We start from the raw sequence: 26,153 nt of genomic DNA, 5'->3' as shown, positions 1-26,153 counted from the left end.
TGTCCAGATCAGAGGAGAGACATCGTATGGCATCGAACAATAAGAGTATTGCTTTCGCCGCAGCGTCCCTGCTGCTCGCATCCCAGGCCGCGCTGGCGCAGGAGCAGGTCGTCAAGATCGGCATCACCGGGCCGCTCTCGGGCGCCAACGCCTTCGCCGGCAAGGATAACGAAAACGGCGTGCGCCTCGCGCTGGAAGAATTGAACGCCAAAAAAGTCAGCGTCGGCGGCAAGACCATCAAATTCGAACTCAAGTCCGAGGATGACCAGGGCGATCCGAAAGCCGGCGTGGCGGTGGCGCAAAAACTGGTCGACGCCGGCGTGCACTTCGTGCTCGGCCCCTACAACTCCGGCGTGGCCATTCCGGCCTCGCGCATCTACAACGACGCCGGCGCGATCATGTCGACCGTCGGCACCAATCCCAAGGTGACGCAGAGCGGCTACAAGGGCGTGTTCCGCATCGTCGCCAGCGACACCCAACTGGGCGGATCGATGGCCGGTTACGCGGCCAAGCAGCTCAAGCTCAAGACCATCGGCGTGATCGACGACCGCACCGCCTTCGGCCAGGGCATCGCCGCCGAATTCGTCAAGCAGGCCAAGGCGTCCGGCATCACGGTGGCGGGCCACGAGTTCACGACCGACAAGGCGAGCGACTTCGCCGCCATCCTCACCAAGCTCAAATCGAAGAACATCGATGCGATTTTCTTCGGCGGCTACGCGCCCCAGGGCGCGCCGATGGCGCGCCAGATGCGCCAGCTCGGCCTGAACGTCAAGCTGCTCGGCGGCGACACCCTGTGCAGCCCCGAAATGGCCAAGCTCGGTGGCGATGCGGTCGGCGACAATGTGCTGTGCGCGCAGGGTGGCGCGATCCTCGACAAGCAGGCCGACGGCCCGGGCTTCCAGACGCGCTACAAGGCACGCTTCAAGCAGGCACCCGATGTGTACGCGGCCGCGTTCTACGACCAGACCATGTTCATGGTGCAGTCGATGAAGGCCGCCAATTCGCTCGATCCGTCGGTGGTGGCCGCAGCCATGCGCGCCAGCAGCTACAAGGGCGTGGTGGGCACCTATGCCTACGATGCGAACGGCAATATGAAGCAGTCGGCCGTCACCATCTACACCTTCAAGAACGGCGCGCCTTTCGCGCTGGCCACCAACTGATGCGCGCCTCCCTGATCCTGGCGGCGGCGCTGGCCGCGCCGGCCTTCGCGCCGGCTACCGCATCGGCTACCGCGCCGGCTACCGCGCCGGCTACCGCGTCGGCTACCGCGCCAACGCCCGCACTGACCCCGCCGCTGTCGCACTTCGGCATCGCGCAGCAAGCCATGCCGGCCTTTATCCAGCGCTACCAGCTCGACTACGCCAGCCTCGACAAACTGTACACGGTGGCCAACGGCAGCGCGCGCGCGCGCCAGATGCAGGAGTTTTTCGAGCAGTGGCGCGCGGCCCTCGACGCCCTGCCGTTCGACAGCTTCGGCGTGGAAGACCGTATCGACGCGGTCATGTTGCGCAACCAGATCGACTTCGAGCTGCGCGAGCTGGCGGCCCAGCGCCAGCGTTTCGCCGAGGCCGAGCCGCTGGCGCCGTTCGTGCGTCCGCTGATCGACATGGCCGAAGCGCGCCGCGTGATGCAGGCGCAGGATGGCGCGGCCAGTGCGGCCGTGCTGCAGCAGGCGCTGGTGGCGGTGCGCAAGGCGCAGGAAACGCTGCTGGCCGGCGCCGACATCAATGCGCCCAAGCCGATGGCCTCGCGCAGCGTGGCCAACCGCGCGGCGCAGGTGCTGGCGGCCACCGCCAAGGACCTGAAAGCCTGGTACGCGTATTACGAAGGCTACGATCCGCAGCTCACGTGGTGGGTCAAGCGCCCCTACGCGGACCTGGACAAGGCCATGAGCGATTACGCGGCCAGCCTGAACGAACGGCTGGTGGGCAAGGCGTCGGCCAAGCTGCTCAATGTGACGGGCGACCCGATCGGACGCGAAGGGTTGATGAGCGCCCTGCGGCGCGAGATGATCCCGTACACGCCGGAAGAACTGATGGCGCTGGCCGAAAAGGAGCTGGCCTGGGGCGAGGCCGAACTGCGCAAGGCGTCGGCCGAAATGGGTTTCGGCAGCGACTGGCATGCGGCCATGGAGAAGGTCAAGACCATGTACGTGGCGCCGGGCGAACAGCCGGCCATGGTGCTGGGCCTGGCCAAGGAAGCGATCGATTACATGGCGGCCAACAAGCTGGTGACGGTGCCCGAAGTGGCGCGCCGCAGCTGGCGCATGGACATGCTCTCGCCCGAATCGCAGCTGATCAACCCCTTTTTCCTGGGCGGCGACACGATCCTGGTGTCCTATCCCACGGCCGACATGACGCACGAGCAAAAGCTGATGTCCATGCGCGGCAATAACCCGCACTTTTCGCGCGCCACCGTGCAGCACGAACTCATTCCAGGCCATCACCTGCAAGGGTTCATGGCGGATCGCTACCAGCCGCAGCGCCGCCTGTTCGATTCGCCCTTCTTCACCGAAGGCTGGGCCGTGTACTGGGAAATGCTGCTGTATGAGCGCAAATTCGCTGTCAGGCCGGAAGACCGGATCGGGATGATGTTCTGGCGTAATCACCGGGCGGCGCGCATCCTGTTTTCGCTCGGCTTCCACATGGGTAAAGTCACGCCCGAGCAGGCGGTCGAGATGCTGATTGCCCGCGTCGGCCACGAGCCGGATAACGCGCGCGCCGAGGTGCGGCGCTCGTTCAACGGCGATTATCCGCCGCTGTACCAGGCCGGCTACATGGTCGGGGCGCTGCAACTGCGCGAACTGAAACGCGAGCTGGTCGACGGCGGAAAAATGACGCTGCTCGAATACCACGACCGCATTCTCGAAGGCGGCGTGCTGCCCATCGAACTGGTACGCGCGCGCCTGAAGAACGAGAAGGTCGCGCGCGACTTCAAGGCGGGCTGGCGCTTCTACAAATAGCCGTCAGCGCCGCAAGCGCTTGAGGAACACCGTCATCTCGCGCGAGGACTGGAGGTCGCCCTGCTTCACGGCCACTTCCAGTCCTTTGTTCCAGGCCGCTTCCGCCTCCTGCGGCCGCTCCAGCGCTTGCCAGGCTTTACCGAGCAGCTTCCAGGCCGCCGAATGAGCGGGATTTTGCCGCGTGGCCTGTTGCAGGTGCAGCGCCGCCGCCGCCGCGTCGCCCTCCTTGAGGCAGGCGTTGCCCAGGCCGAAGCGCAGCAGGGCGTTATCGCGCCCCGCTGCCAGTAGTTTTTCCAGTTGTTCGCGCATGATCCTCTTCTCCTATCGTTTGCCGCTCGCGCGTGCCAGCAGCGCCGCCAGTGCGGGCGCCAGCGCAAAGCTGGCGAACAGCCACATGGCCGCCGACTGCGCGCCCGCCTTGCCTCCCGGCTCGGTCAATCCGGCGCCATTGGCCACCAATCCCGCCACCGCCGCGCCGATCGCCATGCCGTACAACTGCACGGTGGTGATCGCCGCCGATGCCAGGCCGCCCTCGCCCGCCGGCGCCAGCGTCAGCACGCGCGTGAGCAGATGCGGCCAGCCGAGGCCCACGCCAGCGCCGGCGCCGGCCAGCGCCAGGCCGCACAGGAGCATCAGCATGGCGGGCGAAAGGACGTCGCCGGCCGGCACCAGCAGCGCGAGGGCCAGCAGGCTGCCTGCGCCCAGCAGCGGGCCGGCGCGCAGCATCGCCAGCGCGCGCGCGCCTTCGCGGCCTGACGACAGCATCGAACTGGCGCTCCAGCCGGCCGCCATGGCCGCGCTCAGGTAGCCGGCCGCCAGCGGCGTGTAGCCGTGCAGCGTCTGCAAAAAATACGGTACGTAGATTTCAGTGGTGGTGCCGACCAGGAGCAAGGCCACGCTGGCATACACCGCGCCCAGTGGCGATTTGAGGGCGGTGGTCCCGGCCGGCAGCAGGCGCACCGGCGAGCGGCGCTCGACGGCGATGGCCGCCACGCCCAGCGCGATCCCGGCCGCGACGCCCGCGCCCTGCCAGGCGAGCATGCGCGACAAGCCGCCGGCGGCCACCGCCAGCACCGAGGCGGCCAGCAGCGCGATCTGGAGCACCGGGATCGGTGGCTGCGCGGATGCGGCGGCGGCCGGACGCAATCGCCCCGCGACCAGCAGCGCCTGCAGCAAGGCCACCGGCAGCAGGGTCCAGAATGCCCAGCGCCAGTGCCCGGCCTGGGCGAACAGGCCGCCCACGGCCGGCCCGCACAAGGTGGCCACGCCCCACATGCCCGATACCAGGGCCACCGCGCGCGGCCACAGGGGCGCGGGGAACACCACGCGGATCAGCGCATAGCTCAGTGCCGCCAGGGCGCCGCCGCCCAGGCCCTGCACGCTGCGCCCGGCCAGCATCCACGGCATGGACATCGCGCTGGCGCAGGCGCTTGACCCCAGCGCAAAGATGCCGAGCGCCGCCAGGCAGGCGCCGCGCGCACCGGCGGCGGCCAGCAGGCGCACCGACAGGGCCGCGCCGAGGATGGAGGCGACCACGAACAGGGTGGTGTTCCAGGCATACCAGTCCAGGCCTCCGATGTCCCGCACCACCGATGGCAGCACGGTGGTGACGATGTGGACATTGATCGCGTGCAGCGCCACGCCGCCGGTCAGGGCCAGGGCCAGCAGGCCGTTCTGGCCGGAAAACAGCGCGCCCCAGGAGGCGCTGGAAGGTAAGGCAGCGGACATGGTGGATGATCGACAGGAGGGGTGGATTGGCTTAATATGCAAGCAATTGGTTGGATTAATAAGTGGATAATAAGGCGGCAGTATGACTTATGCAAGTAAATTGTTGGATAATTCGGCCGATGGCAAGACGGCCGACCGCATCCTGTTCTTCATCAAGTCCAGGGGGCCGAGCGCCACGGCCAGCCTGGCGCAGATGCTGGAGATGACGCCCGAGGCGGCGCGCCAGCAGGTACAGAAGCTGGCCGCAGCGGGCTTGATCGAAGGCCAGCAGCAGGATGCGGCGGGCGTGGGCCGGCCGCGCCAGCACTGGGTGCTGACCGAGGCCGGCAACCGGCGCTTTCCCGACACGCATGCGCAAATGACGGTGCAGCTGATCGGATCGATCCGCCAGTTGTTTGGCGAGGAAGGGCTGGACAGGCTGGTGGCGCAGCGCGAGAGCGAAGCGCGCGCGCTGTACCAACAGGCTTGCGGCGGCGCCAGCGTGGTCGAGCGGCTGGAACAGCTGGCCGCGATCCGCACCGGCGAAGGCTACATGGCGCGCATCGAGGCCGATGCCCAGGGCTGGCTGCTGATCGAAGACCACTGCCCCATCTGCGCGGCGGCGCGCACTTGCCAGGGCTTTTGCCGCTCCGAGCTGCAACTGTTCACCGAGATCGCCGGTCCCGGCACGACGGTGACGCGCGAACAGCATGTGCTGGCCGGGGCCACGCGCTGTGTTTACCGCATCGCTCCTGTATGAAAGTTGCTTGATAGACTCAGCCAGATTGACTATGCTTCGCGCATCTGACTATTGCGGAGCTGGCATGACCACACAAACACCAACAGGCATCGGAAAACTGTTCGCCGTCGCCTGCCTGATCGAAGGCCTGACCTGGACCGGCCTCTTGATCGGCATGTTCCTCAAGTACGTCACCGACACCACTGACCTGGGCGTATGGCTGTTCGGGCGGCTGCACGGCGTCGCCTTCATGTTCTACGTGGTCGTGGCGGTGCTGTCCGCGCTGCGCCTGCGCTGGCCGTGGTGGGCCAGCACCATCGCCGTGCTCGCCGCGGTGCCGCCACTGGTGACGATTCCGGTGGAGATCTGGTTCAAGCGGCGCGGCTTTCTTACCGAGAAACCAGGCGCGCAAGCGTAAAACAAAAAGCCGCTCACGTGGATCGGTGAGCGGCTTGAATGGCAGCGGCCACGGGCTCGGCGCAAGGCGCTGCAAGCCGGGCTTGCCTGGGCCGGTCAGCATCTCGCAGTTTGCTGGCTCGGCGAAAGCAGGTCGTCTGGCGTCGATCATACGCGCGAGCGCGCTGGCGCGACAATACAAATTCCCACTCGTGCGGACGTGGCCGATATGGCAAATCTATCGCGCACTGGACGGGCGGTAAGCGATCTGAAAATCGCGTATCCTGATGGCCGATTTCACTTTTCCAGCGGATATACATCATGCATAAAAGTCTTGCCCGGACCGCCTTGTGGGCGGCGCTCGCCCTGACCTTCGCGCCCGCTGCGGCGCTGGCCGCGCCGCCGGCCGGAAAAGTGTCCGGCGTGGTCTCGGCCCAGGCCAAGAAACAGCTTGATGCGCTGGCGCTGGAGTATTACGAAGCGGTGGCGCGCTTCGACCCGGTCGACGCCACCGACCGTGGCGACAACCGCTTCGACGACCAGATCGGCCTGAGCATCGGTCCCAAGGAGCACGCGCGCCAGAATGCGCGCTACAACGTCTTCCTCAACCGCCTGCACGCGCTGGACCGGCGCGCGCTCGACCTGCGCTCGCAGACCAACTACGACGTGCTCGAATTCGAGTTGAACGGTCTACTGTCGTTCGCCAACCTGCCGGAACTGATGCTGCCCGTGAACCAGATGGACAGCATCCCGGTCACCATCGCCAACTACGCCAGCGGCGACGGCGCCCAGCCCCTGACCACGGTCAAGCAATACAAGGCCTACCTGAACCGCCTGACGCAGCTGCCGGCATGGATCGACCAGGCCCTCGCCAATATGCGCGAGGGAATGCGCGTGGGCGTGACCCTGCCGCGCGCGGCGGTGGTATCGATGCTGCCGCAGTTCCAGAAGCTGGTCAGCGCCAAGGTGGAAGAGAGCATTTACTACACCCCGATCCGCAACATGCCGGCCTCTTTTTCGGCGGCCGACAAGGCCGCGCTGGCAACCGGCTACCGCAAGGCGATCGACGCCAGGCTGGCGCCGGCGCTGGTGCGCCTGGCCAGCTTCATCGAAAAGGACTACCTGCCGGCGGCGCGCACCAGCACCGGCTGGAGCACCCTGCCGGAGGGCAAGGAGTGGTATGAAAAGCGCGTGGCGCTCCAGACCACCACCAGCCTGACGCCGGAGCAGATCCATGCGATCGGCCTGAAGGAAGTGGCGCGCATCCAGGGCGAGTACGCCGTGGTGGGGCCGAAGATGGGCTACACCGGGCCGGCGGTCGCTCTGCCGGGGTGGGTAGCGCAGCAGGATAAATACAAGCCGTTCAAGACCGACCAGGAAGTCATCGACGTGTACCGCAAGCTCGATGCGCTGCTGCGCACCAAATTGCCGGCCTTGTTTACGCTGATGCCGAAAGCGCCGCTCGACCTGCGCCTGGAGCCGGAACTGTCGCGCGCGACGGCCTCGGACCACTACTCGGCGCCGGCCATTGACGGCTCGCGGCCGGGCGTGTTCTGGTCGGTGGTGAACGATCCGGCGCAGTACGGCAGCACTGGCATGGTGACCCTGTTCCTGCACGAGGGACAGCCGGGCCACCACTTCCACATCGCCCTGCTGCAAGAGCTGGACCTGCCCAAGTTCCGCCAGTTCAGCGGCAACACCGCCTACACCGAAGGCTGGGCGCTGTATGCGGAAACCCTGGGCAAGGAGATGGGCCTGTTCGACAAGCCGGAGGATTACTTCGGCCACCTGAACGACGAAATGCTGCGCGCGGTGCGGCTGGTAGTCGATACCGGCATGCACGCCAAGGGCTGGACCCGCGAGCAGTCGATCCAGTACATGCGCGATACCCTGGGCTACCCGGAATCGACGGCACGCAGCGAAACGGAGCGCTACATGGTGTGGCCGGGCCAGGCGCTCGGCTACAAGATCGGCGCGCTCAAGATCACGGAGCTGCGCCAGCGCGCGCAAGCGGCGCTGGGCGATAAATTCAACCTGCCCAAGTTCCACGAAATCGTGCTGGAAGACGGCACCTTGCCGTTGTCGCTGCTGGAAGTGAAGATCAAGCGCTGGATCGAGAAGAACCAGTAAAGGAATCGATGGATCGGCCATAACCTTGTGTGGCGGCCGATCCTGACCATCCCGTTGATCATCGAGGAAGAAACCAGGGAAAGACCCAATGAAAACCATCGTTTTGCTCGGCGTGCTCCTGTCGCTCGCCGGCATGTCGCCGGCGAACAGCCAGGAAGACGCCTCCGGCTTCACCAGATTGAAGGGCGCATACCGGACCTATTCGCGTGGCATCGGCGACCCTGGCGAACCCACCGCTGCCGACACCAAGATCATGTTTTCCATCGACGGCAAGGCCGCACGCGAGATGTTCGATGCCATGGGCAAGGACGTCAAGGACGCGTGCACCGAAGGTAGCGCAACGCGCGTGCGCACGAAGGATCACGAACGCCTGTGGTGCAGCCGCAGCAAGCAGGGCGTGTATTCCTGCGCGTTCGGATTCGATCTGAAAAGCGGAAAGAGCATCGGCGGCATTGTGTGCTGAGCGATCATCCGCGCCGGTGAAAACGGCGCCGGGCGGCCGACGGCTGGACCTGCGAACAATCGATCCAGTACCTGCGCGATATCGTGGGCAACCCGCAAGCGGCGGCCCACAGCGAAACGGGGCGCTACATAGTGGGCCGGGACCGGCGCCCGGCTGCAAGGCCGGCGCGCTCAAGATCACGGAGCTGCGCCGCCTCGACCCACGGTGCCGTTACTGAAATTAATTGCAAGCAATGTGGAGATCCATTGGGAAAAACCAAAAAATTAGATCTGGAGATTCTTCGATCCGCTCTCTTTTCCGGGCCGGACGAGGACATAAACGGGTCGCCCGACAGTGCCGGGAACAAAGATGAGCAATTATTTCTTCTACTTGAAGCCGCTGAAGACAACGGGACTATCGGGGCCATAGACTGGAGAGCCGAGCCAGCTGACACCACAACTGCGATAGACCAGATGCTGAGCGATCTCGGCATACTGAACTTCGATTGGACCTTTATCGATCTTCTTGCAGAAATGGATCAAGGGGAGGCTCTAAGAAACCACAATTTCCTTTGCCATGTTCGGGATCAGCTCAAATCGATAGGCTTGAATCTGGTCTATTTCAATCGTTTTGACGACGCATATAGATTTTCGATTTTGAACGATGAAAATTACCTGAAAATCGAAGGAATGTTCAAAAAAAATCATATTTATGCCAGCAATGATTTCAAACCTGATGCCTACTACTCGCTGGGGAAATTCCATCTGAAGAAAACGGGTTTTGCGCAGCCTGGAAAGAGCACCGACTCCAGCGTTCTGGAGGATAAGCAAAAAGAACGAAAGATCAAATCGCTTCGGAAAATGCTCAGCGATGAAGCGGAATTGGAGCCGGGCGAGGAAAATAATTCACTTGCCCCTCCTTATGCCCGTTTTGCCATTCCAGACAGACTGAGCGAAGACGATAACCCGTGGAGAATGAGTACCGACATCGCTTTACACGCGACCTGGACGGCACGCCGTGCTTCCCAGCGAATCATCGATGGAGAAACAGGCTGCCTGCCGGTCATCGTGGACGGTTGGCGGCTTAGCCTTTCATCTCGGGATTTTCTGGAGCAGAGTTATTTGCAAGCGCTGACCGACTATCCACGCATTGAAGAGCTGAGGCAAAACGCCAGCTTTTATGAGGCATGCGAGTATTGGAAATTAACGATAGCAGCTACCGGATTTTTCTATTTTGGTTACCAGGAGGAATGGCTCACCTGTATTGCCTACTACACCATGTTTGAACGTCGCAATGCAATGACAACATCCTTCGATGAAGATTTTGAACGCATGCAATTCGCGTTGATACGTTTTCTCGCCAAAGATAGTCCGAAGAATGAGGATTTGAATGAACTCTCCAAAACAGAACCATTCGGATTATTTTCGGAACGTGGGCTGATGATGTTTTTTTCACACAAGCGCTTGATGGATTATGCGACTGGCATATCGACCAATGTCATGCCGCCATTCGGGGCAACAGTAAGATACATGCGTCCGGATATGATTTTTTACCCGTATGGATCTTATCTATTGCGCGCAAGCGGGAGCAGGCAATCGGGCGGCTCAGCCTGCCGCATAACGCATTGATGAGAATAACGGAAAAATATTTATCCATCCCGACGCCCCTGCCGGACAATTTGCCATGGACCTCAACGCGCTTTACACAAAGGAATTTGGGGGCCGGTCGGACTTCCATCATGCTTGGGACAAGTATCTTACTAATAATCGCCTATGAAACCCGGCACGCCCTGCGTCGTGATTACCCGGGCCTTGGCATTCAGGGAAATATTTATTGCTTGACGCGAGGGAGGCAGTCCGCGCCTCCCTCTTGCATGGAAAAACCAACACCAGCTCATGTGACTGTATCAAACAGCCTGCTTACGGTAGGCTGATTCCCTCAAACCAGGGAATGCGACATCGCCGCACGGCATTACATCACCGACAGCACCGGATAACGCCGCCACTCCGGCTCCACATAGCGCGCGCAATTGGCGAAGATGAAGTCGAGCACCGCGCACTGGTCCGACAGCAGATCCGGATGGGCCGCCTTCCAGGTCTCGAACTTCGCCTGCAAGGCCGGCTCGTCGCGCAGCAGTTCGAGCGCGTGGTCCTCGAACACGTAATCCGAAAACGCTTCCTTCTTCTCCAGCACACTGTTGAAAAATCCCCAGCGGAAGAAGCTGTCGTGGCCCTGCGGCTCCAGCGTTTCGACCACGTAGCGCGCCATGTCCTGGTCCAGCGCAATCCACCAGTCGCCCGCGCGCAGGGTCACGGCCTGGGTGACCGTCTCCAGCCGCATGTCGTCATGGAACATATGGCCTTCGTACGCATTCGCGCGCGAGTCGACCGACACGATGCGGTAGCAGCGCACCTCTTGCATGCGGTCGGCCTCGATGCGCTGCATCGCCACGCCGTTCCACTGCAAGCGCTCGACCACTTCGCGCCAGGCTTGCGGCACCACATACGCGCGCGGCGTCGCCACCACGATATCAGCCGGGAAGCTGTTGAAGTAGGCGATGTCGCGCTCCCACGGCTCGTTGCGGTCGTACGACAGGCGCGTGTAATCGCCGATCACGCTAGGCGTGTACCTGGCCGCATAGCCGCGGAACGGGAAGGTGGAAGGATTGTCCGCATCCATGGACCAGTGCACCGGCCACTCGCGCCGCGCCTTGCCCTCGTCGCGCGCGGCGCGGCGCAGTGCCTGGATGGTGGCCGCCTGCGCGACCGTGAAATCGAGCGCCGTTTCGACCAGCGCGCGCATCGAATCGTAGCGGTCGGCGAAGGGCTTGAGCATGTGCGTTTCGGGCATGAAGCCGATGGTGTGGTGCAGCGCCGCGAAGCCGGTCGAAAAGCGCGGCGTTTCCAGGAATTCGGCAATGCCGTGGTCCGGGCTGTCCTTGACTGGATTGACATACGGGCAGGTCGGCCAGCCGCGCCGCGCCATTTCGGCGAACATATGCGGCAGCATGGTGCCGCGCAAAAATTCGCCGAGCGCGCCGCCAAGCTTGTCGGCCTGGGTGTGAATCAGGGTCATCGTGTACGGATAATCGGCGCCGTTGGAGGTGTGGGTGTCGACCATCACGTCCGGGTCCCAGGCGCTGAACAGCTTGTTGAACACCTGCGCGGTGAGGCTGTCGCACTTGACGAAATCGCGGTTCAGGTCGAGGTGGCGGCTGTTACCGCGAAAGCCGAACTGCTCGGGGCCATCCTGGTTCACGCGCGAGGTGTTGGCGCGGTTGATGCTGCCGTCGACGTTGTACAGCGGGACGAACAGGAATACGGTTCTACCCAGCGCGGCCAGGCGCGCGGGCTCGGTGCAGAAGTCGCGCACCAGCGCCATGCAGGCGTCCACGCCTTCCGGCTCGCCCGGATGGATGCCGTTATTGTTGAAGAAGACCGGACGCGCTTCGTCTCTCAGGCGCTGGCGGTCGAACACGCCGTCGGCGGTGATGACGCCAGCGTGGATCGGCAGGCCGGCGTCCGAGGTGCCGACGACGCCAAAGTGCAGCACGCGGGGAAAGCGGCGCGCCAGCTGTTCGTACCATGCGATGCAGTCAGCCCAGGTCGTGGTCTGATTCCGGTTGCCCTGTTCGTAGGGCGTTTTCAATTCGTTCGACATGATGTGTTGTGCGATGAAGGTTAATACAGTGGGAATACGATACAGCAGTCAGGCCGCTTGTGCGATCGGCAGGGCGATGCCGATCACGGTGCCTTTGTCAGGCTCGGAGCTGAAGTCGATGGTGCCGCCCAGCGCGTACACGCGTTCGCGCATGCCGATAATGCCGATGCCGGACGAGGCGCTGGCGGTGCTGAAGCCGGCGCCATCGTCGGCGATTTCGATATGCAGCGTGTCGTCCTGCTCGGACAAGGTCATCGCCACCTGCGCATGCGTGGCGCCCGCGTGCTTGAGCACATTCGACAGCGCTTCCTGCACGATGCGGTAAGCGGAAATGGCCAGTTCGCTCTCCAGGCCCGAAAAATCGCCGTCGGAGTGGAACTGGAAATGGCATTCCGGATGGCTGGCGTCGTAGTGGCGGATCATTTCTTCCACCGCGCCGTGCAGGCCGAGCATGTCGAGCACCTCTGGGCGCAGGCGCCGCACCAGACGCCGTCCGCTGGCGTACAGGTCGAGCGTGAGCTTGGTGATCGCTTGCGACTTCTGCTTGATCTCGTCGATCATCGGGCCCTGCTCCACCTTGCCGGCCAGGTGCAGAATACTTTGCGATTCCAGGCGCGCGGCGATCAGCGAGGCATTGAGTTCGTCGTGGATCTCGATGGCGATGCTCTTGCGCTCATCTTCGACGATCGAGTTCACTTTCTGGATCAGCTTGCGCTTTTCGGCATCGGCCTTGAGCGCTTCGTTGCGCGATTCGACCAGGTCCTTGGTGCGTTCGGCGACCTTGTTTTCCAGGTCCTGGCGCGAGCGGCCCAGTGCCACCGACATTTCGGTGATCGATTCCTGCAGTTCCCCCACCTCGCCGCCGGTGGTGACGGGCAGCGCCACCTGGTAGTTCCCGCCACGGATTTCGCGCAGCGCGCCGATCGAGGACTTGAGCGGAATGGTCAGGCTGCGCGCCAGCACGTAGGCCAGCGCGCCGCTGACCACCAGCGCCAGTGCGGCCATCACCAGCTCGACCTGGAAGCGGCGCGCCTGCTTGTGCAGCATGTTCGTGGGCGACATCGTCACCCGCACGTAGCCCACCACCTCGGTCGGCACGGTGGTCGGCTTGGTGTCGCTCGACCCCGACACGTGCGGCACGCCGTTGTCCGAGAACAGGTTAATCCAGATCATCTGCTTCTTGATCGGCGCTTCGTAAAAACGGTCTTCGCCGACGGCGGAGTTCTGCGAGACGACGCTGATGGCCCCCTTCTGGTTGGCGTCCACCACTTCGATGCGATGGATGCTCTTGTCCGACTGGACCAGGCCATTGATGGTCAGGCGCAGGTCGGACAGGTTGCCCGAGATGACGTTGTATTCGCTGGTTTCGGCCAGGGCCTTGGCCAGGATGCGGCCGCGCTCTTCCAGCTCCAGCGCCACCTGGGCGCGGTGCGAGTACCAGGAGTAGCCGACGAAGGACGAGAACAGGAACACCACCGGCAGCATGGTGATGAAGGCCATGCGCGTGCCGATGCTCCAGCTTTGCCAGAATCGCAGCTTCATCGGCGCCTCACCGGTGGACGGCGCGTGAAATGGCGGGCGGCGTCGTCGACCGCCACATCGAGCGAGCGCGCCACGCCTTCGTTGATGACGGTGCTGAAGTAGCGCGGAAACTGGGGCGGCGCCAGTTCGCCCGTGGCCACGAATTCGTTGGCCACGTCGGCCACCTGGGCGTTGATCTGCTCGATGGTGGAATAGGTGGTGGCCAGTGCGCCGGCCATGACCATGTCGGCCGAAAAACCGATCACCGCCTGGTTGTGGCGGTAGGTCGAGAGCAGGATGTTGCGCACGTTTTCGGTGTTGTAGACGCTGCGGTCGGGCATGGCCAGCAGGACCTCGGTTTTGCCGATGCGGTTCAGGACCACGTTGATATCCTCACTGGGGTCGTAATGTTCGATTTCGGCGATGCCTTGCAGCGTCGGTTTCAGAAAGCCGGTATTACTGCTGACGATGGCGGCCACGCGCACGGGGCGCTTGTAGAGCAGCTCGATCAGGCGCAGCTGGTCGACCGGGGCCGGCTCGGCGTAGATGGCGGTCATGGACAGCGCGCGCGCGGGCAGCAGGCCTTCGGTGACGGAGCGCCAGACCTGGCTGGAGGTAAAGGCGGCGATAACGACGCAGTCGCACTTGCGCGCGGCCACGTTGCGCAATGCGACCGGGCCGATGGCGACGTACACCATGCGCCGGTGCTGGGCCAGTTCGGTGCGAAAGCCGCCGAAGATGGGGACCAGTTGCTTGTACAAGTCGTCGGCGATGCGGCGCGTGACGCCGGAATCGTCGGCGGTGACGATCTGGAAGCGAAAGCCGGTGGGGTCGGCAGCGTTGGCCGGGCTGGCGACACCGGCGGCGGCGGCGCTGGCGAGCGTGAAGCCCAAGGCCAGAGGAATGACAGCCAGGCGACAGCGCGCATTCGCGACCCATCCGCTCAAGCCTGCGAACACGCGACCTCCCACTACGGCTCGATCAAGCCGTACTTGACGGCCAGCTTGGTGATATACGCCTGCCGGTGCACGCCCAGCTTTTCCTTGACCGACTGGCTGATATTGCTGATCGTCTTGGTCGACAGATTGAGCTTCTCGGCGATTTCGGCATTGGTCAATCCTTCGGCCATCAGCTTGAAGATCTCCAGGCCGCGCTGGTCGAGCTGCGACTGCGGCGAAGCGTCGCCGCGCACCGACAGGTTGGCCAGGCGCTCGGCGATCTGCGGCAGGAAATACAGCTTGCCTTCATGCGCGTGGCGCACCGCCGTGGCCAGGTCGGCCGGGTCGCAATCCTTGGTGACGAAGGCGCGCGCGCCCAGGCGGTAGGTTTCCTTGATCAGGCTATCCTGGTCGAACTGGCTCAGGAACACGATGCGCGCCGCCGGAAACTTTTGCAGGATGCTCTTGGCCGCATCCAGCCCGGTCAGCTCGGTGCCGAAGCGGATATCGAGCACCAGCACGTCCGGATCGAGGGCGGCATACATCTCTTCGGCTTCATCGGGCGTCTTGGCCTGTCCCACCACATCCATGCCGACACCGGCCAGCGACATGGCGAAACCGGTCATCACAATGGGATGGTCGTCCGCCAGCAAGACCCGAATCGATTTTTGCTCAGTCTGCACTTTCATTCTCCACGGGTAAAGGCTGCGTTGACTTACCCCGCCTTGCCATTGAATCGCACCAATATGTGCGACCCGACCGCAGGCACGCCGCGCCTACCAGATTATTTCACACATCCGCCCCTGACGCGAGCCATCGCCCACCCGGCAGGATTTGCCAGAAGAATCACCCGCATGGAAGCAAGCACAGCAATAAGATTACTACGAAAACCCTTTTCAATTGCTAGGACATAGCATATATTCGATCCGTGGACTGGAAAAAGCGGTGCGAACTTCCACCATGCGAGCCATTTCGTGAACACAACAATACGGAGCACATCATGCATTTCTCTCAACAGCACATTGGCAGCGGCAACAAATTCACCAAAATGGCCATCGTCACCGCACTGCACATCGCCGTTGGCGTGGCGCTCATCCACAATATGAACCGGGTTGCGCCAGTCACCGTCACCGAAGCGGGGCCGATCGAAGTGACACCCGTGCTCGAAAAGCCGCTTGAGCCGCCGCCGGAACCGGAGCAGTTCAAGACCGATCCGGTGGTGCCGCCGCTCCTGATCCCCCGGCCGGTGATCGATATCGTGCCGCCGCCACCGGACGTGGCCATCACCGGCACCGTCATCGACAAGGTGCCGCCGCCGCCGGCGATCGAACCGGGGCGCAAGGTCGAGCAGGTCATCCCGCCGTCCGTGGTGCCGGCGGCCAAACAGGCCCGGACCGCCGTGCTGGCCGACGCTTCCGCCTGCGTCAAACCCGACTACCCGGCGCGCGCCGCCCGCAATGGCGACACCGGCACCGTCAGCCTCGCGCTGCTGGTCGGCGTGGATGGCAAGGTGAGCGACGCCCGCGTCGACAAGTCGAGCGGCTCGCGTGAACTCGACAAGGCCGCCGTCGCCGCCCTGAGCATGTGCAAGTTCAAGCCGGCCACGACCAACGGCGTCGCCGAACCGGCATGGGCGCAGATCGCCTACGTCTGGACGCTCGACTGAGCGAAGCGCCCGGCCCGCCATGCGCATGAACAGACGCGCCGCCATGCCAGCCGGCGTCGCGGGACTGGCCGCCGCGCTGCTGATGGTGGCGGCGCTGGCCTGGCGCGCGCTGTGCCCCGCCGCGCTGCCGGCGGCGCCGCCCGCTGCCGCTCCGGCGGCGTTTTCGGCCACCCGCGCGCTGGCGCATGCCGCCTTCTTGGCTCAGGCGCCGCGCCCCATCGCCAGCGACGCCAATGCGCGCGCACGCGACTACCTGCTGGAAAAACTGCGCGCGCTCGGCCTCGACCCGCAGGTACAGACGGCAACCGTCAGCAGCGGCGGGCGCGATGGCGCCGGCAATGCCCGTCTCACGGTCGCGGTAGTGCACAACATCGTGCTGCGCATCCGTGGCAGCGCGCCGCCGCGCCACCTTCCGCTGATACTGGCCTCGCACTACGACAGCCTGCCCGATGCTCCCGACGCCGGCGGCGCGGTGGCCGCCCTGCTCGAATCGCTGCGCGCCCTGGGCCAGGGTGCGCCCCTGGCCAACGACCTGATCGTGCTTATTGCCGATGGCGAGCACGCCGGCTCGCTGGGCGCGCGCGCATTCGTGGAGCAGCACCCGTGGACCCGCAAGGTCGGGCTGGTACTGCGTTTCGACGGCGCGCCAGGGCCCGCGCCACTGGCGCTGCTCGATACCCACGGCGGTAATGGCAGCACCGTGGCGGTATGGGCGCGCCTGGATGCGGTGCCGGCCGGCTCGTCGCGCGGGCCAGGCGGGGCGGCCGATCCGTCACCACTACGCACCATCGGCCTGGCCAGCATGCGTTTCGCCAGCCCGGCGCACAGCGTGAACGGCAGCGCCGCCATGCAGCACGGCGGCGAGGCGATGCTAGCGCTGGCGCGCGCGTTCGGCGCCCGGCCGCTCGATACCATCGCCGCAGCGGACCGCGTGTTCTTCAGCGTGCCGCTGGCCGGCGCGCTGCATTACCCGCAGCGCATCGTCTGGCACATCACGCGCGTCGCCGGCGCCCTGTGCCTGCTGGTGTGCTGGGCCACGCTGCGGCATGGCGCGACGCGCATCGGCCCACTGGCGCTGAGCGGCGCCATGGCGGGCGCGCTGGTGGCGCTGATCGTCCTGAGCGCGGCCAGGCCGGGCGCCACCTACCTGCTGGCGTGGCCGCTGATCGGCGTACTGATGGCCACGGGTGCGCTGCACCTGCCGCAGACGGCGGCGCTGTCGCGCCATGCGCGCGCCGCCATCCTGGCCACCGGCACGATGCCGGCGATCGCGCTCCTGCTCCCGCTGGCGGCGGCCGCGTGGACGCGGCCAGCAGCACCGGCGGCGCCAGCGGACAGCATCACCTACCTGGCCGACGCCAGCACCTGGAAATCGTACTGGCTCGATGGCGCCGGCGCGCGCGCATCCACGGCGGCGCCGCGCACCGGCATCGCCTTTCCGCACATCGCCATGCTCGAAGACGACAGCACGCCGGCCAGGCGCCAGGTGGCGTTTGCGCTCACCTCGAAAAACGCCGCGCCGACCATCGAACTGCGGGTCGACGGCGCACGCGTGCTGGCCGCGCATCTCGACGGCCGCGCACTGGCGACACAACGTGGCGGCGACTGGACGCTGACCCTGCACGGCATGGGCGAGCGGCGCCTGCACGTCAAGCTGGAGCTGGAAGGCGGCGCCAGCGCGCGCGTCCATATCCAGGAGTCGATCCCCGGCTTGCCTGCGGACGCCATCCCGGGCAAGCGCACGCATGCGCCGCGCGGCGGCCGCACACTCTCCACGGACATGCTGGTGCTGCGCTAAGGCCGCGCGATTTCGTTTGCAAACGGCGTGGCGGAATGGCATACAATGTTTCGCTCCGCCCCCGTGGGCGCCGTATTTACCACCCTCCACCGCACTAGGAACCCATGCAAAAGATGCTTTCCTCCCTCGTGAGCACGGCCCTGGCTATCAGCCTGGCCGCAGCTTTCCCCGCGTACGCCGCCGGCGCCGCGTCCGTCCCCACCGTCAAGGAAGCGCCGCTGCGCGCCCACCTGTCGTTCCTGTCGAGCGATGTACTCGAAGGACGCGGTACCGGCCAGCGCGGCGGCGACCTGACCGTGGCCTACCTTGAATCACAGGCGCTGGCCGCCGGCCTCAAGCCGGGCAACGGCGACAGCTTCCGCCAGTCGGTCAAGATCGCGGGCGTGAAAGCCACGCCGGAGAGCAGCAGCGTGGCGCTGGAAGCGGGCGGCAAGGCGCAATCGCTCGCTTTCGGCAAGGACTGGGTCTGGGCGCCGGGCGACGCCAAGGCGGTGCACGCGATGGATGCGGAACTGGTCTTCGTCGGCTACGGCATCAGCGCGCCGGAAGCAGGCTGGGACGACTACAAGGGCATCGACGTCAAGGGCAAAATACTGGTCATGATGGTCAACGACCCGGCGCCGACGGCGGCTGAGCCGAATCGCTTCAACGGCAAGGGCCTGACCTACTACGGCCGCTGGACCTACAAATTCGAAGAAGCCGCGCGCCACGGCGCCGCCGGCGTGCTGCTGATTCACACCGACGCCTCGGCCTCGTATGGCTGGAGCGTGGTGCAAAACAGCTGGCTGAGCGAACGCTTCCAGCTGGCGCAGGGCAAACTGGGCGCCAATATGCAGGGCTGGATGACGGAAGCCGCCGCGCGCACCCTGTTTTCCGCCGCCGGCGCAGACCTGGACGCGCTGCGCAGCGCCGCCGAGAACAAGGACTTCAAGCCGGTGGCCCTGAAAGCCAAAGTCAAAGGCGAGATGAAGTCGGCCATCCGCATGGTCGAACAGTTCAACGTGGCCGGCGTGGTACCGGGCACCGATCCGACGCTCAAGGACGAAGTGGTGATCTACAGCGCCCACTGGGATCACCTGGGCAAGCAAGGCGAAGGCGCCGACACCATCTACAACGGCGCGGTCGACAATGCCTCCGGCAGCGCCGGCCTGCTGGCGATGGCGCAGGAAGCGGTGCGCGCGCCGGCCAAACGCAGCCAGATGTTCCTGTGGGTGGCGGCCGAAGAACAAGGCCTGCTGGGCAGCGCGGCGTACGCCAGCAGCCCGCTGTGGCCCGCGAACAAAACCGCGGCCAACCTGAACCTGGACAGCCTCAATTTCGTCGGCGCGGCCAAGGATATCAGCACCCAGGGCAGCGAACGCACGGAACTGGGCGCGATGGCGGAAGCGACCGCGAAGGCCATGCGCCTGGTGGTGCGCAAGCCGGAGCCGGACCTGGCGGGCGGCTACTTCCGCAGCGACCATTTCAGCTTCGCGAAAGCCGGCATTCCGGCCTTTTCGATCGAAGGCGGCAAGGATTATGTGAAGGATAGCGTCGCGGGCAAGGCCAAGGAAGACGCGTACCAGGCGCGCTATCACCAGGTGGGCGACGAATACGATCCGACCTGGGATTTGTCGGGCATGGTGCAGCAGGCGCAGTTCACGCTGAACCTGGGCTTGCGCGTGGCGAACGCACCGAAGATGCCAGCCTGGAAAGCCGGCGACGCCTTCGGCAAGGTACGCGCCTCGGGCAAATAAAACAGCACGGGGTGGGCTTGCGGCCCACCCCATCTTCTTATTGCAGTTCGAATTCGGCCGGGCTCAGACCGAGTTCCTTGCAAATCTTGACCGCCACGACCTTTTCGCTGGCATCGAAATTGCCGTCGGCCGAAGCGATGGCGATCACCATGCGCACCAGCAGGCGCGCCGCTTCACCGTTCGATTTCATCTTGCCCAGTGCCTGGTAGGCTTTCGATTCGCCGATATCCTTGTCGAATTCGAGCTGGCCCACGTGATCCTGGAAAGCCTTGATCACGTCGCTGGTGGTGAACACCGACAACGCATCGTGGGTCTCGATGAACTTGACCATTTTTTGCTTCTCATCCGATGTGATACTACCGTCCGCCATGGCGATCAGCGCGGAACCGGCCATCGCCGCATCCATGAAATTCTTGTTCTTGAATTTCAGGACGTCCGTCTTCATTTCACCGGCTTTGGTTTTCAGGCGAGTCAGAAAATTGTCGAAACTCATGGTGTACTCCGGTTTGCAAGTTGATAAGAACAGCAATCTTACTCTGATTTTTGGCTTGGCCACAGCAAACGGGCGTTCCTTTAAGCCGCCCGTAACAAAGGCAGCTCTCAAAACCGTGCGTGGTAAGTCAGGTCGGCGCTGCGCGGTGCGCCGAGAATCACCTGGCTGTTCGCATTCGCCCCGCTCCAGCTGGCATACAGCTTGTCGCCCAGATTGCGCACGCGCAGCGTCAGGTCGCCCGCGCCGAGGCGCCAGCGCGCGTACACGTCTGCCGTGGTGAAGGCGTTCATGCGGATCGTGTTGGCGTTGTTGGTGAAGCGCTCGCCCGTGTAATTGAGCGCGGCGCCCAGCTTGAGCGGCATCTGGTCCACCCTGTAATCAACCCACAGGTTGCCGGTCTTTTTTGCCACATTGGGTGGCAGGTTCCCCGCGCGCGACACCTTGCCCGCTTCGAGCATCTGGTCGAATTGGGCGTCCAGCACCGCCACGTTGCCATTGATGCTCAACTGGCGCGTTGGCCGCCACGCGGCCGCCAGCTCCACCCCGCGCGAGGATTGCTTGCCGCTGTTGACGGTCAGGGCCGGCACCGTGGCATCGCGCGAGAGGATGTTATCGAGTGCGATCCGGTACAGCGCCAGCGTAGTGTCGAGCGTGCCGCCGAACAGCGACTGCTTGATGCCGATTTCGCTCTGCGTGCCTTTCGACAGGTCGAAGGCGGCATTCGCGGCGCTGAGCAGCAGCAGGTTGCCCGAGCCGACCGGCGCCGAGGCGCTGGTGTGCTGTGCGTACACCGAGATATCCTTGTCGAACGCGTACACGGTGCCGATGCGCAGCGAGCGCGGATCGTAGGTCTGCGCGTACGCGCTTGCCACGCCCGTGTCCAGGTCCGCCGTGCGGCGACCGAGCCTGACCCGGTCCTGGCGCAGGCCCGCCACGATGGTCCACTTGTCGGTCACCCATAGCGCGTCTTCAAGGTACAGCGACGCGGTCGGAATACTGGTGGAAAAATTGGTGCGGTTGCCGGCGCCCGTGTACAGCGCGGCGTTGGCGCCCAGCGCGTCGTAGCTGCCGTAGGCAGGATCGAACAGGTCGACCGTCAACGCGGCGTTGGCGGCATTGCCCCCGTTGGAAAAACGGCGGCCGCTGGCAAAGCGCGTCTTGCTGTATTCCGCACCGGCGGCGAAGCGGTGCTTCATGCCCGCAAGATCGCCGCTGTAGGCCAGGTCGAGCCGGTTGCCGAACACGTGATGGTCGTGGGTCACGCCAACCAGGTCGCGCACGATCTGGCGCGGCGCGCTGAAAGTGTAGCTCTCGGCGTTGCGCCAGCTGCGGTCGGCCGTGTAGTACGACAGTTCGTTGCGCAAGGTCCAGCCGGGGGCGAGCTTCCAGGTCAGTTTGGCGCGCGCCCAGGCGCTGCCGGACTTCATCACGGCGTCGTCGACGTTGTAGTTCTTGAATGCGAGGCGGCGATCGATCACGCGCCCGCCGGCATCGCTGACCGCGCCCATCGGATCAGTCGCAACAGCGCGCGGCACCAGCGGCGAACCCTGATACGCGTTCACGTTATCGGACAGCAGGTCCAGGCTCAGGTCGAGCGTGATTGCGCGCGTCAGTGCACTGGTGGCGGCCAGGGTCAGGCTGTCGTAGCGCTGCTTGTTGCGGTCGATGTAGCCGTCCGACTGCTGGTGGCTGTAATCGATGCGCACCGCACTGGCCTCGCCCAGTGGACGGTTGATGCCCGCGCCGAAGCGCCAGGTATTGAAGCTCCCGTACGACAGCATCGCTTCGCTGGCCGGCAGCGCGCGGTCCGGCCGCTTGGTGACGAAATTGATCGCGCCGCCGATCGCGCCGTCGCCCGACATCAGCGAGGCCGGCCCCTTGAGCACTTCGATACGCTCGAAGTTCCAGGTGTCCTGGGTGCGCGCGCTCATGGTCGGCACAGCGATGCGGCTGCCGTCATACAGATAGCTGACAAAGCCCGAACTGAAACCGCGCGACGAGCTTTGCGACGGCGCGCTGGCATTGCCGCCCTGGGTAATGCCGACCGCGCCGCGCACCGCTTCGTCGAGGCTGCGCGCGCCGCGCACGTCGATCAGGTCGCGGTCGATCACATCGACCGAGGCCGGGGTTTCGCGCAGGGTCAGGTCCAGGCGGCTGCCGACACCCGTGCTGTCGCTGCCGGCCGGCGCGCGGGCACTGTCGATGACGACCACCTGCATCGGTGGCGGCGCATCGTCGGCGTAAGCGGCCAAAGGGCTGTACAGGCAAAGCAGTGCGCAAGGCAGCTTTCTCAATTTCACGGCAAGACTTCTATTGATAATAAGTTCTCATTATCGTATAGTCCTCGACACTTTCGCAATCTTTTAGTTATGCCAACCCCATGGATATGATGAAACCTGCCCTCCAGATGGACAATGTCACGCGCCGATTCGGCGAGCGCGTGGCCCTGAATGGCCTCTCGCTCACCTTGCAGGCGGGCGAGGTGTACGCGCTGCTCGCCCCCAACGGCGCCGGAAAAACCACGGCCCTCAACCTGATCCTCGGATTTTTGCAGCCGGATGGCGGCAGCATCCATGTGTGCGGCGAACCGGTGGCGGGCGACGCGGCCCGCACGCGCCGCGCGATTGCCTATCTGCCGGAACAGGTGGCGATTTATCCGGAACTGAGCGGGCTGGAAAACCTGCGCTACTTCTCGCTACTGGCGTCAATCACGCTCGATGACGCCACCCTGCGCCGCCTGCTGACCGAGTCCGGCCTGCGTGCCGATGCGCACGACCGCCACGCGCGCAACTACTCGAAAGGCATGCGCCAAAAAGTCGGCATCGCGATTGCCATGGCGCGCGACGCGAAGCTGCTGCTGCTCGACGAGCCGACATCGGGCCTCGACCCGCTGGCCGCGTCCGAGCTCTCCGGCCTTCTGCGCGCGGCGGCCCGGCGTGGCGTCGCCATTTTGATGGCCACCCATGACCTGTACCGCATCAAGGAAGTGGCCACCCGCGTCGGCGTGCTGCACGGGGGCCGCATCGAACGCGAAATCGATCCGCAGGCGACCGCGCACGCGGCGCTGGAACAGGTCTATATCGCGGAGCTGGCGCAATGAGCGCGGCGCTGCTGCGCGCCGAAGCCCAGCGCCTGTGGCGCGAACCGCGCCTGCGCTGGGTCGCCATGCTGGCGCCACTGCTACTGCTGATCGTGTTTTTTTCATCGATGAACGGCGCCGCGCGCCTTGCCGACGAACGCACGCGCTTCGCCGCATCCGAACGCGCGCGCTGGGTCGCCCAGGGCCAGAAAGACCCGCACAGCGCCGCGCATTTCGGCGTGTGGGCGGTCAAGCCGTCGTCGCCGCTGGTGGTGCTGGCGCCGGGCATCGAACCGTTTGTCGGCCTGTCGGTCTGGCTGGAGGCGCACAAGCGCAACGAGATGATTTTCCGCCCCGGCCAGGATGCCGATCCGATCATGCGCAGCGCCGCCTCGGTGGCGCAAGTGCTCGAAGTGCTCGGGCCGATATTTGCGATCCTGCTAGGATTTGCCGGCTTTGCCCAGGACCGCCAGCGCGGCACCCTGCGCATGGCTTTCGGTAATGGCGCCACGCCCGCACGGCTTCTGCTGGCGCGTTTCACGGTGATGGTGGGCGCGCTGGTGTGCATGGCGCTCGCTCCCGTGGTGGCGATGGGGACCTTCGCGCTGCAAGCGCTGCCCGACGCCGGCTGGAACGGCGCGAGCCGGCTGGCCATCTGGAGCCTGCTGAACTTCATGTACCTGCTGGTGTTTTTACTGATTGCGCTGGCGGTGTCGCTCAAGGCGCCCAGCGGACGCGCCGCACTGACCATCATGCTGGTGCTCTGGCTGGTGCTGTGCGTGGTGCTGCCGCGCGCCGCCGGCAATGCCGCGCAGGTGCTCGCGCCGGTGCCCTCGTACCAGGAAGTGCGCAGCCGCCTTGAGAACGCGGCGCCCGCCTACGAAGGCGCCGAGAAATGGGAAGCGCGGCGCCGGGCGCTGCTCAAGGCCAATGTGAGCAATGTGCGCGCCGCACAGCTCGACCAGTCGGAGCGCGAATCGCATGAAGTCTTCGACCGCATTCTCGGCCGTTTTTACGACTCGGTGGAGGAGCAGGACCGCGCCTTCGGCTGGCTGGGCGCCATCTCGCCGACGGTCGCGCTGCAAGCGGCCGGCGCGGCCGTCGCCGGTACCGACTTTTACCAGCACCGGCTTTTCATCGACGCCGCCGAAACCTACCGGCGCGCGATGGTCAACCGCCTCAATGGAGACTTGATGCGCCACACGGAGCACGAGGACGCGAGCGCGTCGACCGGCAAGCAGTTCTGGGAATCGGTGCCGGCCTTTGCCTACCGCGCGCCGCCCTTGCACGGCGTGCTTGTAAACGCGGCGGCGCCATTGCTGCTGCTGTCTGGATGGTGCGTCCTGGCCGGCCTTGCCGCCTGGCGCGCGGCGAAAGGAGTGCAGCCATGACGCGCGCACTGTTCCTGATCGAACTGGCGATGCTGCTCAAGGCACGCTTTACGTGGATTATCGGCGCGCTGCTGTTTGCGGCGCTGGCGTGGGGAGCGGTCAACGGCCAGGCCAATGCCGATCAACAGCAAGCCACCGTCGACCGGGTGAAGATGCACGCGGCAACCAAGGTCGCAAGGCAGCAGGCCGACGTGGCGCGCTACGGCCGCCCCGCCGGCACGCTGCTGCCGTACTGGCAAGACCCGTCCGACGCCGCCGGCTACATGCGTTACGGCCTCACGGCGTATGCGCTCAAGCCGCCGTCGCCGCTGGCGGGGCTTGCCATCGGCCAGTCACGCCTGCTGCCGTTCTATATCAAGACCGATCTCGATTACGTGGCGCCGCCGGCTGCCGCGTTCGACTTCATCAACCCGCGCATCCTGAGCCTGGGCGACTTCGACCTGGCGTTCGTGCTGGTGTATGTGCTGCCGCTGGCCTTGATCGCCATCGGTGCTTCTCGCCTGGCGGCGGAGCGCGACTCCGGTGCGCTGCGGCTGATGGCGGCGCAACTGCCATCCTTCCGCCAACTGGTGATGCTCAAGTTCAGCGTTGCCGCCATCGTATGCGTGCCGTTCACGCTCGTGGCGACGGTGCTGGCCCTGCTGGTGGCGGACACCCCCTGCTGGAGCATGCAGGCGCTCGATACGATGCTGCTGCTGGGCGCGGCGCTGGCCGGCTTCACCTTGTTCTGGGTGGCGCTGACGGCGCTGGTGGCGAGCCGCATCGGGGTGGTGGGCAGCTATCTGCGGCTGGTGTCGGTGTGGATCGGATTTACTTTCTTTGTGCCGGCGGCCGGTGCGCTGCTGATTGACATGGCGTATCCGGCGCCGTCGCCACTGCTGTATCTCGACGACCTGCGGCGCGCGAACGACTTCACACCGGCCAATCGCGACGCGCTGTTCGTCAGGTTTGCGCGGGCCGAGCCTGCGTATGCGGCGGCGGCAGAGCGGATTGGCAAGGTGTCGTATGCAACCAAGCAGATTGCGGTACAGCAGGCGGTGGAACGACAGGTGGAGGAGCGCGTTGCGGCTGCGGCGCGCCAGAGCGAGGATGCGGCGGGACGGGCAGCCGCGCTGCGCTGGCTATCGCCGGCGATGGTGTTCGATACCTTGCTGCAGCAGGCAGCGGGCAGCGGCGTGGAGCGGCACAAGCGCTTCTTGCAGCGGACAAAGGACTATACGGACGAACTGCGGGCGTTTTTTTGGCCGCGCGCGCTGGCGGAAGCGGCCAATCCGGCCAATCCATGCCAGGGTTGCGCGGCGCGGCTGAACTTCACGGATCACGACAAGATACCGCGCTTCCAGGCGGACCGGCCGCTCGATGGCGTGGCCGGGCGTATTGGCGGGGCGGTGGGGTATTTGTGGATGCTGGCGGATGCAGTGGTGCTGATGCTGTGGAGCGGGCGGCGGTTCAGGGTGTGACGCGAACAGTCGTTCCCGCGCCAAGGCGGCACTCG

21 protein-coding genes are annotated in these 26,153 nt (G+C 64.9%); 13 read left to right on the top strand and 8 right to left on the bottom strand.

Translation table 11 applies throughout. From position 1 onward, the window contains the following. Positions 1-26 precede the first annotated feature (26 nt). Entirely contained in the window at positions 27-1,160 is a 1,134-nt protein-coding gene (locus PO883_RS16740) for a branched-chain amino acid ABC transporter substrate-binding protein (protein ID WP_289310779.1), read from the top strand. Beyond that, entirely contained in the window at positions 1,160-2,962 is a 1,803-nt protein-coding gene (locus tag PO883_RS16735; RefSeq protein WP_289310778.1) for a DUF885 family protein, read from the top strand. Before PO883_RS16740 ends, PO883_RS16735 begins: the two co-directional genes overlap by 1 nt. 3 nt (positions 2,963-2,965) lie before the next feature. Here the strand turns inward: PO883_RS16735 and PO883_RS16730 are convergent, their stop codons facing one another. Together PO883_RS16730 and PO883_RS16725 are read right to left on the bottom strand one after the other, a co-directional pair. Beyond that, the gene (locus PO883_RS16730) at positions 2,966-3,271 is read right to left on the bottom strand and encodes a tetratricopeptide repeat protein (RefSeq protein WP_289310777.1); all 306 of its coding nucleotides are present in this window, start codon (positions 3,269-3,271) and stop codon (positions 2,966-2,968) included. 12 nt (positions 3,272-3,283) lie between these two features. Then, positions 3,284-4,690, bottom strand: a complete 1,407-nt coding sequence (locus PO883_RS16725) for an MFS transporter (protein ID WP_289310776.1) — start codon at positions 4,688-4,690, stop codon at positions 3,284-3,286. Between the two features lie 82 nt (positions 4,691-4,772). Here PO883_RS16725 and PO883_RS16720 point away from each other — a divergent pair, with 82 nt between their 5' ends. From PO883_RS16720 to PO883_RS16700, 5 genes are all read left to right on the top strand, one after another. Then, on the top strand, positions 4,773-5,429 hold the full coding sequence (locus tag PO883_RS16720) for a metalloregulator ArsR/SmtB family transcription factor (RefSeq protein WP_289310775.1): 657 nt from the start codon (positions 4,773-4,775) through the stop codon (positions 5,427-5,429). A gap of 64 nt (positions 5,430-5,493) precedes the next feature. Next, complete coding sequence (locus PO883_RS16715; protein ID WP_289310774.1) at positions 5,494-5,826, top strand: DUF3817 domain-containing protein; 333 nt, start codon at positions 5,494-5,496, stop codon at positions 5,824-5,826. Positions 5,827-6,125: 299 nt separating this feature from the next. After that, positions 6,126-7,934: a DUF885 family protein gene (locus tag PO883_RS16710; RefSeq protein WP_289310773.1), complete on the top strand. Its 1,809-nt coding sequence runs from the start codon at positions 6,126-6,128 to the stop codon at positions 7,932-7,934. An 88-nt stretch (positions 7,935-8,022) separates the two neighbouring features. Continuing rightward, the gene (locus PO883_RS16705; protein WP_289310772.1) at positions 8,023-8,397 is read left to right on the top strand and encodes a hypothetical protein; all 375 of its coding nucleotides are present in this window, start codon (positions 8,023-8,025) and stop codon (positions 8,395-8,397) included. Positions 8,398-8,642: 245 nt separating this feature from the next. Further along, positions 8,643-10,004 (top strand): hypothetical protein, encoded by a 1,362-nt coding sequence (locus PO883_RS16700; RefSeq protein WP_289310771.1) that lies wholly within the window; start codon positions 8,643-8,645, stop codon positions 10,002-10,004. 343 nt (positions 10,005-10,347) lie between these two features. On the opposite strand, the gene PO883_RS16695 is transcribed toward PO883_RS16700, so the two are convergent. The 4 genes from PO883_RS16695 to PO883_RS16680 are packed head-to-tail and all read right to left on the bottom strand — an operon-like array spanning position 10,348 to position 15,184. Further along, entirely contained in the window at positions 10,348-12,036 is a 1,689-nt protein-coding gene (locus tag PO883_RS16695) for a M14 family zinc carboxypeptidase (RefSeq protein WP_289310770.1), read from the bottom strand. A 48-nt stretch (positions 12,037-12,084) separates the two neighbouring features. Continuing rightward, positions 12,085-13,578 (bottom strand): ATP-binding protein, encoded by a 1,494-nt coding sequence (locus tag PO883_RS16690; protein ID WP_289310769.1) that lies wholly within the window; start codon positions 13,576-13,578, stop codon positions 12,085-12,087. Next, a complete protein-coding gene (locus PO883_RS16685) occupies positions 13,575-14,516 on the bottom strand; it encodes a hypothetical protein (protein WP_289310768.1) in 942 nt (313 codons plus the stop codon). The genes PO883_RS16690 and PO883_RS16685 overlap by 4 nt, the downstream gene beginning before the upstream one ends. An 11-nt stretch (positions 14,517-14,527) precedes the next feature. Further along, positions 14,528-15,184, bottom strand: a complete 657-nt coding sequence (locus PO883_RS16680; protein ID WP_167084034.1) for a response regulator transcription factor — start codon at positions 15,182-15,184, stop codon at positions 14,528-14,530. Between the two features lie 311 nt (positions 15,185-15,495). Between PO883_RS16680 and PO883_RS16675 the strand changes: the two genes are divergently transcribed. The 3 genes from PO883_RS16675 to PO883_RS16665 all read left to right on the top strand — a co-directional run bounded on the left by PO883_RS16675 (position 15,496) and on the right by PO883_RS16665 (position 19,695). Further along, positions 15,496-16,161, top strand: coding sequence for an energy transducer TonB (locus PO883_RS16675; protein ID WP_289310767.1), 666 nt, complete (start codon positions 15,496-15,498; stop codon positions 16,159-16,161). A gap of 25 nt (positions 16,162-16,186) precedes the next feature. Continuing rightward, the gene (locus PO883_RS16670) at positions 16,187-17,959 is read left to right on the top strand and encodes a M28 family peptidase (RefSeq protein WP_289310766.1); all 1,773 of its coding nucleotides are present in this window, start codon (positions 16,187-16,189) and stop codon (positions 17,957-17,959) included. A gap of 104 nt (positions 17,960-18,063) precedes the next feature. Beyond that, the gene (locus PO883_RS16665) at positions 18,064-19,695 is read left to right on the top strand and encodes a M28 family peptidase (RefSeq protein WP_289310765.1); all 1,632 of its coding nucleotides are present in this window, start codon (positions 18,064-18,066) and stop codon (positions 19,693-19,695) included. Between the two features lie 37 nt (positions 19,696-19,732). On the opposite strand, the gene PO883_RS16660 is transcribed toward PO883_RS16665, so the two are convergent. After that, on the bottom strand, positions 19,733-20,188 hold the full coding sequence (locus PO883_RS16660; protein WP_289310764.1) for a tellurite resistance TerB family protein: 456 nt from the start codon (positions 20,186-20,188) through the stop codon (positions 19,733-19,735). A gap of 107 nt (positions 20,189-20,295) precedes the next feature. Next, positions 20,296-22,488 (bottom strand): TonB-dependent siderophore receptor, encoded by a 2,193-nt coding sequence (locus PO883_RS16655; RefSeq protein ID WP_289310763.1) that lies wholly within the window; start codon positions 22,486-22,488, stop codon positions 20,296-20,298. 86 nt (positions 22,489-22,574) lie between these two features. On the opposite strand from PO883_RS16655, the gene PO883_RS16650 reads away from it, so the two are divergent. Genes PO883_RS16650 through PO883_RS16640 form a run of 3 tightly spaced genes read left to right on the top strand, consistent with a single transcriptional unit; the run spans position 22,575 to position 26,118 of the window. Next, the gene (locus PO883_RS16650; protein ID WP_289310762.1) at positions 22,575-23,288 is read left to right on the top strand and encodes an ABC transporter ATP-binding protein; all 714 of its coding nucleotides are present in this window, start codon (positions 22,575-22,577) and stop codon (positions 23,286-23,288) included. Further along, a complete protein-coding gene (locus tag PO883_RS16645; RefSeq protein ID WP_289310761.1) occupies positions 23,285-24,658 on the top strand; it encodes an ABC transporter permease subunit in 1,374 nt (457 codons plus the stop codon). Before PO883_RS16650 ends, PO883_RS16645 begins: the two co-directional genes overlap by 4 nt. Further along, positions 24,655-26,118 carry a DUF3526 domain-containing protein gene (locus PO883_RS16640; protein WP_289310760.1) on the top strand — a complete coding sequence of 488 codons (1,464 nt, stop codon included), beginning with the start codon at positions 24,655-24,657 and terminating at the stop codon, positions 26,116-26,118. Before PO883_RS16645 ends, PO883_RS16640 begins: the two co-directional genes overlap by 4 nt. The last annotated feature ends 35 nt before the right edge of the window (positions 26,119-26,153 follow it).

The sequence above is a fragment of the Massilia sp. DJPM01 genome, from assembly GCF_030348125.1.
GTDB lineage: Bacteria > Pseudomonadota > Gammaproteobacteria > Burkholderiales > Burkholderiaceae_D > Telluria_A > Telluria_A frigida.
The sequence above is the reverse complement of the archived record's forward strand: the minus strand, read 5'-3'. Positions and strand labels throughout refer to the sequence as shown.

Bases quoted from the DNA above. Each gene is read 5' to 3' on its own strand.
- PO883_RS16740 (WP_289310779.1), top strand. From the start codon at position 27: ATGGCATCGAACAATAAGAGTATTGCTTTCGCCGCAGCGTCCCTGCTG.
- PO883_RS16735 (WP_289310778.1), top strand. From the start codon at position 1,160: ATGCGCGCCTCCCTGATCCTGGCGGCGGCGCTGGCCGCGCCGGCCTTC.
- PO883_RS16730 (WP_289310777.1), bottom strand. From the start codon at position 3,271: ATGCGCGAACAACTGGAAAAACTACTGGCAGCGGGGCGCGATAACGCC.
- PO883_RS16725 (WP_289310776.1), bottom strand. From the start codon at position 4,690: ATGTCCGCTGCCTTACCTTCCAGCGCCTCCTGGGGCGCGCTGTTTTCC.
- PO883_RS16720 (WP_289310775.1), top strand. From the start codon at position 4,773: ATGACTTATGCAAGTAAATTGTTGGATAATTCGGCCGATGGCAAGACG.
- PO883_RS16715 (WP_289310774.1), top strand. From the start codon at position 5,494: ATGACCACACAAACACCAACAGGCATCGGAAAACTGTTCGCCGTCGCC.
- PO883_RS16710 (WP_289310773.1), top strand. From the start codon at position 6,126: ATGCATAAAAGTCTTGCCCGGACCGCCTTGTGGGCGGCGCTCGCCCTG.
- PO883_RS16705 (WP_289310772.1), top strand. From the start codon at position 8,023: ATGAAAACCATCGTTTTGCTCGGCGTGCTCCTGTCGCTCGCCGGCATG.
- PO883_RS16695 (WP_289310770.1), bottom strand. From the start codon at position 12,036: ATGTCGAACGAATTGAAAACGCCCTACGAACAGGGCAACCGGAATCAG.
- PO883_RS16690 (WP_289310769.1), bottom strand. From the start codon at position 13,578: ATGAAGCTGCGATTCTGGCAAAGCTGGAGCATCGGCACGCGCATGGCC.
- PO883_RS16680 (WP_167084034.1), bottom strand. From the start codon at position 15,184: ATGAAAGTGCAGACTGAGCAAAAATCGATTCGGGTCTTGCTGGCGGAC.
- PO883_RS16675 (WP_289310767.1), top strand. From the start codon at position 15,496: ATGCATTTCTCTCAACAGCACATTGGCAGCGGCAACAAATTCACCAAA.
- PO883_RS16670 (WP_289310766.1), top strand. From the start codon at position 16,187: ATGAACAGACGCGCCGCCATGCCAGCCGGCGTCGCGGGACTGGCCGCC.
- PO883_RS16665 (WP_289310765.1), top strand. From the start codon at position 18,064: ATGCAAAAGATGCTTTCCTCCCTCGTGAGCACGGCCCTGGCTATCAGC.
- PO883_RS16660 (WP_289310764.1), bottom strand. From the start codon at position 20,188: ATGAGTTTCGACAATTTTCTGACTCGCCTGAAAACCAAAGCCGGTGAA.
- PO883_RS16650 (WP_289310762.1), top strand. From the start codon at position 22,575: ATGATGAAACCTGCCCTCCAGATGGACAATGTCACGCGCCGATTCGGC.
- PO883_RS16645 (WP_289310761.1), top strand. From the start codon at position 23,285: ATGAGCGCGGCGCTGCTGCGCGCCGAAGCCCAGCGCCTGTGGCGCGAA.
- PO883_RS16640 (WP_289310760.1), top strand. From the start codon at position 24,655: ATGACGCGCGCACTGTTCCTGATCGAACTGGCGATGCTGCTCAAGGCA.